We start from the raw sequence: 4,700 nt of genomic DNA on the forward strand, positions 1-4,700 counted from the left end.
CTCCCCTTGCGGGGGGTTCTGAAGGGGGCCAGGAGCGCATTGAGCCGGGGGGCGCTGCCCCCTCCTGGAGCGACAAAGAAGCGGAGGGGGTGGGGCACCCCGGCCACAAACCGCCCCTTTCTTTCTTGTATGCAGGCAATTTTGATACCCGAAAAAACTCGAATCCGAATCAGTATATAGATTTTTACGTGAGGCAACACATCCCCTTATAGTTGCACAGTTAAATGGCGCTTCCAAAAAGAGGCGAGTTTCTGGTAAAATTAAGACATGCATTTATTGGGCTTTACATGTCAAAGTTAATCATAGAAAATAGCCTGTGTGGCAGGCTTATTGCCGAAAATATGGATGGTGGCGCCGTGGTTACAATATATTTGCCCGTTCAGCCTTAAAACACCCACACGTATTAAAGACTCAGGAGGGTACAATGAACGAACAGACGGAACAGATAAAGAGGGACGTAGTGTTGGTGGTTGATGACACACCGGACAACCTTACGCTGATGAGCGGTCTCTTAAAGGACAAGTACAAGGTCAAGGTGGCCAACTCTGGTGAGCGGGCACTGAAGATAGCCAACTCCGATTCTCCCCCTGACCTTATTCTGCTTGATATAATGATGCCGGAGATGGACGGCTATGAGGTGCTGCGGAGGTTGAAGACCAGTCCGGCCACGGGTGACATACCGGTGATCTTCCTCACGGCCAAGGCCGAAGTCGAGGATGAACGTCTGGGGCTTTCCCTGGGGGCCGTTGACTATATCACCAAGCCAATCAGCCCGCCCATTGTGATGGCGCGTGTGGGCAATCACCTGCAACTGAAGGCGATGCGCGATTTTCTGAGGCAAAAGAACGAGTTCCTCGAACAAGAGGTCAGGCGTCGTACCGAAGAGATTACGGCCATCCAGGATGTCACGGTGCTTGCCCTTGGCTCCCTTGCCGAAACACGCGACAGCGACACCGGCAACCACATCCGCCGCACGCAGCACTATGTCATCGCCCTGGCCAATCACCTCCGTACAAACTCGCGCTTTGGGTGGTTTCTGACCGACAAGAACATCGTGTCGCTATTTAAGACCGCCCCGCTGCACGACATCGGCAAGGTGGGTATCCCCGACAACGTCCTGCTAAAACCAGGAAAGCTCGACGACAACGAGTTTGCCGTCATGAAGACACACACGGTCCTGGGCAAGAAGGCCATAGAGGACGCAGAGCAGAGGTTGGGTACGGAGGTGGAGTTCCTGCGTTTTGCCAAGGAGATCGCCCTGTCGCACCATGAGAGGTGGGATGGCGCTGGGTATCCAGAGGGCCTCTCCGGCGATGACATCCCCATCCTGGCAAGGATCATGGCCGTTGCCGACGTCTATGATGCACTGATCTGCAAGCGTGTGTACAAGACCCCAATGACACACGAACAGGCAAAGAATATTATCGTCCAGGGAAAGGGGACGCAGTTTGACCCCGATGTGGTGGATGCCTTTGTGGCACAGGAGGAGGCGTTTATAAAAATCGCCAGGCAATTTAGCGACAAGTAAGTAAGGGCACGGACAAGGTTTACACTTTTTTCTATAACAGGAATTTATGAGATTTTTAAGAAAGGTTATATGACGACATCACACGAAATAAACATTGACAGGGCCATCAAGCTGCTCGTTGAGAGTCATGAGCTGGATGACCACATTGAACTGCGGCTGTCCTTGCAGGACCAGCGCAAGTGCCTCCTGCACTGGGGACTGTGTGCCAACAGATTGGCCAAGTGGCAGGTGCCACCGGAGACTTACTGGCCGCAACAGAGCGTACCGTTTCAGCACACGGCCATACAAAGCCCCTTTCAACCCAACCACTCCGGGGGCAAACTTACCATCAGGATTGCCAGGGACATGGGGTTTAGTGTCCTGTCCTTTGTCCTGTTCTTCCCCGAGGAAAACCGCTGGGATAACAACCACGGCAAGAACTATCAGGTCCCCTTCGTATCGCACACTCAAACGGAGTCCGCACTCAAGGACGAAGGGCTCTTACATATCGCCGAGCGGATCATAAACGGCGAAATGGGCAACCACTCCTGGACCCTCATGCACAGGTTCAACCTCTGCCATGACCTCTGTGACGGCCTGCGCGGGGTGGGGTTTAGCCTGCTCTTTGTCTGGCTGCGCTACTCGTTCCTCCGACAACTGGACTGGCAACGCAACTACAACACCCAACCCAGAGAACTCAGTCACTCCGTTGAACGTCTGACACTCAAATTGGCAGAGAAATTCATAAACGAACCAGACCTGCACGAAATCATCGCCCTGATGATGACCACCCTCGGCGCCGGCGGAGACGGACAACGCATTCGTGACGAAATCCTCCAGATCATGCACCGGCACAGGATAAAAGAAGTCACGGGACACTTCCTCGAAGAATGGCACCAAAAGCTACATAACAACACAACCGCCGATGACATCGCCATCTGTGAGGCATACATACAGTTCCTCCACAGCAACGGCAACCACGACGTGTTCTACTCCACGCTCATGGCAGCCGGGATCAACAGGGAAAGGCTTGCCGCCTTTGAACGCCCCATCAAAACCCCCCCGGACTTCGTACCACACCTCAAGGATGCCCTGCTGCACGACTTTGGCAATTACCTCAACATCCTCAAGGCCGTTCACTCAGGCACAGACCTCTACAGGGCAACCAATGCAGCCCTGTACCTCTTTGACCATAACACCCAACACAAACTACGCTCCATCCTGCACAACAGGGAACTGTCACTGTTTAGTGTCGCCTCTGCCATCACGGAGGTGTGCAGAGAGATCGCCATGCGTCTGAATTCCGAGCGAGACCGCAAACGGGTCAGAGACCTGCTCTTTCTGTCCCTGGCTCTGGAGGAACACCTCCGGATACTGATAGAGCGAAACGTAAACCAACACATGGGCGTAGAGGAGCTTACACGCCTGATTGCCGTAGTGGTCGAAAACATCCTCCTTACCAATACAACCGATGAACTCAGGGCCTGCTCCGGATACCTTGGCAAGTTGTCGTTTCAGGACAACGAGGGGTCAGCGACCCCTGGCTCAATGTGGCGGTATCACTGCCTTGCCATCCTGGAACGCCTCAAACGTCTCCTGGGCGGCTTCATTGACAGATACTACAGGATGTTTCACGACAACGCCCAGTTCCTCGGCAAGGCCTTTAACGCCGACTCCTGGACGGTTAACCTCTTTACGGAAGAAGTCATACGCACCCGCCTGATCTTTGCCCTGTCGTTGCTGTTGCAGTACCTGGAAACGGCACTACTGAAGCAGGGCATACTTCCACAGTGGCAGGTCATCAGCCGACACAATGCCGTTGGCACGGTGGAAGTCGTTGACACCTTGCACAGGGTCACACACTCGACCTTTAATACATCCACGATTATAATAACCGACAAGGTGGTAGGGGACGAGGAGATTCCAAAGGGGGTAACGGCCATTATATCGGCCAATAACATAGATGTTGTCTCCCACCTCGGGGTCAGGGCACGAAACGGTGCGGTACTCTTTGCCACCTGCTACAATAAAGACGTCATAGAGCGTCTGAAGTCGTTTAAGGGGCGTTGTCTAAGCCTCCTGGTTACGGCTGCCGGAGAGGTATTATTTGAGGATACAGCGACACCGGATGTCACCTCTGCACAACGCCCGGAGGCACGCCAAAAGATATCGCTGACTCCACGCAATAACGCCTTTGAGACATACGCCCTGACATCGGATCAATTCAGCGCCACAACGGCAGGCCTCAAGTCCAACAACCTCGCAGCGCTCAGGGACAAACTCCCCAACTGGATACACACACCGGCATCTGTGGTGATACCCTTTGGCATATTCGATCACCTGATGCAACTGTCCGTCAATGCCGACGTCAAGCGGCTCTACGACGACCAGGTGAGCGCCCTGGCGACAACAGACCAGGGGGTAACGGCAGCCCTGGACGCCATCAAGCAAACCATCATGTCGTTAAACCCACCCGATGCCCTCTTTCAGGCGCTCTCTGATGCGATGCAGCGAGAGGGGATATCGCCTCCCGACAATTGGAGCGAAGGATGGCGTTGTATCAAGCAGGTCTATGCCTCCGCATGGAATGAGCGCGCATACCTCAGCCGCAAAAACATGGGCATCCCGCATGAGGGACTCTCCATGGCCGTCCTCATCCAGCGGGTTATCGAGGCAGAGTACGCATTTGTCATCCACACGCTAAACCCCATAAACAACAGCAGAGATGAGCTATACGCCGAAGTCGTCCTGGGGCTTGGCGAAACGCTGGTGGGCAACTTTCCAGGCAGGGCGTTGAGCTTTACCTGCAACAAGACAGACAAGACCCTGTCGCCCATCTTTTACCCAAGCAAGGGGGTAGGGCTGTATGGAGGCGGGCTGATATTTCGCTCCGACACAAACGCTGAAGACCTCATGGGGTATGCCGGGGCGGGACTGTATGACAGCATCCTGTTACCGGCATCCAGGGAGGTCGTCCTCAACTATGCCGATGAAGCCCTGTTGTGGGATAAGTCTTTACAGGCAGGGTTAATGCGTGCCATTGCAGAGACAGGCATTGCAATTGAAAACATCACCGGCTCGCCACAGGACATAGAGGGTGTCTATTGCAAGGGTACATACTACGTTGTCCAGAGCCGCGCTCAGATGTGATAGCAATACAAAGAAAGAGGGGGGGGGGGGGGGGGGGGGGGGG

At 54.3% G+C, this 4,700-nt stretch carries 2 protein-coding genes; both read left to right on the plus strand.

Annotated features, from left to right (window positions below; translation table 11 throughout):
- The first annotated feature begins 424 nt into the window (after positions 1-424).
- On the plus strand, positions 425-1,528 hold the full coding sequence (locus HWQ67_RS13390; protein WP_218253192.1) for a response regulator: 1,104 nt from the start codon (positions 425-427) through the stop codon (positions 1,526-1,528).
- Positions 1,529-1,597: 69 nt separating this feature from the next.
- Entirely contained in the window at positions 1,598-4,657 is a 3,060-nt protein-coding gene (locus tag HWQ67_RS13395; protein ID WP_218253193.1) for a phosphohistidine-like domain-containing protein, read from the plus strand.
- Positions 4,658-4,700: the final 43 nt, after the last annotated feature.

This window comes from Candidatus Magnetobacterium casense (assembly GCF_019173545.1).
Taxonomy (GTDB): Bacteria; Nitrospirota; Thermodesulfovibrionia; order Thermodesulfovibrionales; family Magnetobacteriaceae; genus Magnetobacterium; species Magnetobacterium cryptolimnobacter.